The 4,818-nt window shown below is 64.7% G+C and carries 1 protein-coding gene; it reads right to left on the bottom strand.

Annotated elements, in window-relative coordinates; genetic code table 11:
* The coding region (locus I6F35_RS39360; RefSeq protein WP_225122937.1) for a non-ribosomal peptide synthetase at positions 1-4,804 on the bottom strand (4,804 nt) is incomplete at its 3' end.
* Positions 4,805-4,818: the final 14 nt, after the last annotated feature.

Genomic DNA, 4,818 nt, shown 5'->3' with positions numbered 1-4,818 from the left:
GCTCAGGGCGGTTGAGGTAGCCCCGTGCCACCCCCGCCCCGCCAATGTAAAGCTCACCCACCGCGCCGAACGGCACGGGCGCGCCATGGCCATCCAGCAAGTACACCCGCGTGTTGGCGATTGGACGGCCGATCGGGACCAATGACCCATTAAAATCAGCCGGGCAAGTCCAGATCGTCGCACAAACTGTTGCCTCGGTCGGGCCATAAGCATTGACAGTTGATGCTGGGGCCAGACTTCGGATGAGTTCTGGCTTCGGCAGCTCTCCAGCAAGAACGAGAACTTGCACAGCCAAACATTTCGGATCCTTGTTTGTCTGAAGCAACGCTGGGGGTAATGTCGCGTGGGTGATGGCTTCGCTTCGGAGATAATCCACTAGCTTGTTACTCGCTTGACGGATCTCTTCCGCAGGCAAGTGCAAAGCGGCTCCGGAGCCAAACGCCATAACAAGCTCCCAAGCGCTTGCATCAAAAGCAATGGAGGCGAACTGCACGACGCGGCTGTTGGAAGAAGCGCCAAAGAGGCCGACCTGAGCCGACAGCAGATTGACCAACCCTTGATGCTGGACCATGACCCCCTTTGGGGTTCCGGTTGAGCCTGAGGTGTAGATCACATAAGCGAGATGGCCCGATGTGAGGCCAAGCGTGCGCCGGTCAGGGTTTGAAGCCGCCCGTTCGGCCCAGGCGGGCGTGGCCGTCTCCACATCGATGACCGTCACACCGGTCAGCACCTCGGGGCCGAGTGCTGCGCGACCGACGACGTCGCAAAGCAGCAGCCGCGGCGCGGCATCGTCGACAACCTGATGCAGCCGCTCGCTGGGATAGGCTGGGTCCAGCGGCAGATAGGCACCGCCAGCCTTGAGGATCGCCAAGACACCAACCACCATCGCCGGACTGCGTTCGAGGCAGATTGCAACCGGCTGGTCCGGCTTGACCCCGAGGGCGATCAGGTGATGCGCCAGCCGGTTGGCCCGCGCGTTGAGCTCGCCATAGCTCAGCCACTCGTTTTCGCAGACCAGCGCCACCGCCTCCGGCGCCTTTTGCACCTGCGCCTCGAACAGCTCATGGACGCACAGGTCCGATGGATAGGCCTCCGCCGTCCGGTTCAGATCCTCCAGCAGATAGGTGCGCTCCTCAGCCGGCAAGATGTCCAACTCGCGTACCGGCGTATCCGGGGCATGCTCCAGCGCCTTTGCCAGCTCCTCGAGCACCCGCTGCATGTAGCCGCAGATCCGATCCGCCGAAATTGGCTCCGCCACCTGCACAGTGAGGCCCAACGCCTCGCCAAAATCCTCCACCGACAGGGTCAGGGGATAGTTGGTGCGTTCCTCCCCGCCCAGCCATTCCATGCCCGACATGACATCATCCATCCCGGAGCCGGGCACAGCCGGCGCCGTGTTGTGACGGTAGTTCAAGAGCGTGCTGAACAGCGGCGCCGACGCCGCAACAGCGCTGCAGCGCTGTGCCAGCGCCAGCGAGGCATGCTCATGTGCCAGCAGGTCGGCCAGCCGGGCGTGCGATATCCGCACGCTCGCCTCGACGGCGGTCTCATCGAGATCAAGCCGCAGCGGCAGGGTATTGATGAACAGTCCCATGGCGCGGTCGGCGCCAGCGCTGCCCTGCAGGCGGCCTAACAGCACCGTGCCGAACACCACCTTCTCGCGGCCGCTGCTGCGCGCCACCACCTGTCCCCACGCCAGATGGCACAGGCTCGCCAGACTCACGCCCAGCCGCCGCGCCTGTTCGCGCAGCCTCGCTTGGAGCGCTGACGGCAGCATCCGATGCGCCTCTCGAACCCCGCCGCCGTCGCCACGCACCTCGCTCAAGTCGAAGGGCGTGGTCGGCTCGTCGATGTCGGCCAGCAGCTTCCGAAAGAACGCTTCATCGGCCTTGACATCACAGCCGAGATGCGCCTGCGCCACCAGATTGCGGAATGGCTGCGGCGCCGTCAGCTCATGCTGGCGCCCCTCCAGCTCGGCCCGGACCTCAGCATGCATCACGTCCCGCGTCGTGTGATCCCCGATCAGATGATGCTGCAGCTCCAGCAGCAGCCAGCGCGCGCTGTCGGGCTCGCGCGCAATCATAAATCGCAGCAGTGGCGCCCGGCCAAGCTCGATGCGGTGCCGGCGGGGGTCAAACCGCTCCTTCAGCTGCTCGGCTCCAGCGCCATGAGCGCCATCCAGCTGGACCTCGATCACCTCCAGTCGCGCCTCCCGCCACACTACCTGGGCCGGCCGCGACAACCCCTCCCAGGCAAACGAGGTACGCAGGATGTCATTCCGATCCACCACTCGCTGGACCGCGGCAAGATAGCGATCGAGCAGCCCACGCTCGGCAAACGCCATCTGCGACACCAGTAGGTATGGATCGCCCTTTGCCGCTAGCAAATGATGGAACAGGATGCCGTCCTGCAGCGGCGACAGGCCGTAAATATCCTGGATGTTGCAAACCCCGCCGGGGACCGTAGCGATGATCCGGTCGATCTCGTCCTGCGCCAGCTCGATCAGCGGCAACATCTGCGGCGTGATCGCCGCACTTCGCTCGGAGATCAGGTTGGCCGGGACCGCCACCTCGTGATGGCGGCCCAGGCTTGCAGCCAGATCCGCCAGCACCGGCTTGACGAACAAGGTGCGCACCTCGATGCGCAGTGACCGGCGCCGTAGACGCTCGATCATCTGCACCGCCAAGAGCGAGTGCCCTCCCAGTTCGAAGAAGTTGTCGTGCCGTCCGACCCGCTCCAGCCCAAGCAACTCGGCCCAGGTCTGCGCCAGCACCGTCTCCATCTCGCCCTGTGGCGGCGCGTAGGTCCGGCGCGCATACGCCTCGTCGCCCGGGGCCGGCAGCGCGTTTCGATTGAGCTTACCGTTCAGCGTCAGCGGAAGCGCCGCCAGCCGCACGAACGCACTCGGCACCATGTAGTCCGGCAGCCCCGCACTCACATGCGCCCGCAAACCGCCGGCAAGATCAGATTCCTCAGCTTCGGCGGCAACGACATACGCAACGAGGCGCTGCTCGCCGCGACCATCCTCGCGCGCCACCACCACCGCCTCGCGCACGCAGGCGTGGCCGCAAAGCTGCGCGACGATCTCGCCCGGTTCGATCCGGAAGCCGCGGATCTTCACCTGCTCGTCGTTTCGGCCTAAAAACTCCAGATTACCATCCGGCAGGTAGCGTGCCAGGTCGCCGGTCCGGTACAGCCGGTCGCCCTCGACAAAGGGACTGGGGATGAACCGCTCCGCTGTCAGCTCAGGGCGGTTCAGGTAGCCCCGCGCCACCCCCGCCCCGCCAATGTAAAGCTCTCCCACCGCTCCAAACGGAACCGGCGCACCATGACCGTCAAGCAGATAGATCCGCGTGTTCGCGATCGGACGGCCGATCGGGACAATAGCGCCATCAAACTCATCCGGACAACTCCACGCTGTCACGTCGATCGCAGCTTCCGTCGGACCGTAGAGATTGTGCAGGCCCGTCCAAGGCAAGAGGCGCCGAACCCTATGCACACTGGCGGCAGGGAGCGCCTCGCCGCTGCATAAAACTCGTCGCAGCGATGTGCAGCTCTCAACACTCTTCGCATCCAAAAAGCTGACCAGCATGGATGGCACGAAGTGAACCGTCGTGATGCGCTGGCTGACGATCAAGTCGACCAATGCATCGGGATCTCTGTGCGCACCGGGCCGCGCCAGTACCAGCGTTGCCCCTTCAAGCAAAGTCCAAAAGAACTCCCAGGCTGAGACATCGAAGCTAAATGGCGTCTTCTGCAACACGACGTCTGTTGGCTTCAGACCGTAGGCGTTCTGCATCCAGATCAGGCGATTAACGATACCCCGATGCTCATTCTGTGCCCCTTTGGGCGTGCCCGTGGATCCCGAAGTGTAGATCACATAGGCGAGATTGCGGGAGGTCAGGCTGAGCGCGCGCGGGTCAGGATGCGCTTCCGGCAGGCTGGCCCAGGCCGGCGCCGCAGCATCGAGCTCCACCATGCTCACATTGGCCGGCACATCCGCGCCGAAGGCGGCACGGCCAGCCATATCGGCCAGCAGCAGCGGCGGCGCCGCATCGTCGAGCACCTGATGCAGCCGCGCCGACGGATAGGCCGGGTCCAGCGGCATATACGCCCCGCCGGCCTTCAGGATCGCCAAAAGCCCCACCACCATCATCGGACTGCGCTCGACGCAGATCGCAACCGGCTGGTCCGGCCTGACCCCGAGGGCGATCAGGTGATGTGCCAGGCGGTTGGCCCGCGCATTGAGCTCGCCATAGCTCAGCCGCTCATCTTCGCAGACCACCGCCACCGCATCCGGCGCCTTGTGGACCTGCGCCTCGAACAGCTCGTGGATGCACCGCTCCGCAGGATACGGCGCCGCCGTCCGGTTCAGCTCCTCCAGCAGATACGTGCGCTCGGCAGTCGAGATCAGCTCGATCCGGTGGACCTCTTGCTGCGCATCGGCAGCCATCGCCCGCAGCAGTGCCAGCAGATAACCTCGCTGCCGCTCGATCGTCGCCTGATCAAACAGCGCGGTGGCATAACCCAGCGTTCCGGCGATCTCCTCGCCATGCTCGCCAAGGTTCAGCTCCAGATCGAACTCGACCTGATCAATCTCCTCCCCGGCAGCTTCGACACTCAGCCCTGGCAGGTCCAATGACCCAACCGCATTGTTCTCCCAGGCCAGCATCACCTGCAACAATGGCGTGTGATCAAGAGCCCGGGGCGGCTGCACGATCTCCACCACCTGCTCGAACGGCAGGTCCTGATGCTCCTGCGCAGCCAGCACCGTGCGCCGCGTCCGCTCCAGAAGCTCCGACACGCGCGGCTTGCCCG

It is taken from the genome of Bradyrhizobium sp. BRP22, assembly GCF_020194175.1.
Lineage (GTDB): Bacteria > Pseudomonadota > Alphaproteobacteria > Rhizobiales > Xanthobacteraceae > Bradyrhizobium.
The sequence above is the reverse complement of the archived record's forward strand: the minus strand, read 5'-3'. Positions and strand labels throughout refer to the sequence as shown.